The sequence below is a fragment of the Acinetobacter legionensis genome, from assembly GCF_048552295.1.
Lineage (GTDB): Bacteria > Pseudomonadota > Gammaproteobacteria > Pseudomonadales > Moraxellaceae > Acinetobacter.
On record NZ_JBIMCW010000124.1, the window covers coordinates 1 to 218 of the forward strand.

Here is a 218-nt window from a genome sequence, read left to right on the forward strand (position 1 = left end):
CAATCATACCCAAGGTCACTTGGTTGTTTTCAGCGTGATATAACCACCAGCCGCCTGAAGAACCTGTTTCTGCCAAAGGCCAGCCTGAACCATGCATCACTAAACCTGGTTTATGTTTAGCAGGGTCAATTTCCCAAAGTTCTTTGATTCCGATACCGTAATGTTGCGGATCAGCATCTTGGTCTAAGTTGTATTTTGCAATCAAACGTTTACCAAGG

General features: G+C 44.0%; 1 protein-coding gene. It reads right to left on the bottom strand.

Annotation, left to right across the window (positions count from 1 at the left end; genetic code table 11):
• Nucleotides 1-218: NAD(P)/FAD-dependent oxidoreductase (locus ACG916_RS21710; RefSeq protein ID WP_419329560.1), on the bottom strand; the 218-nt coding region annotated here is incomplete at both ends.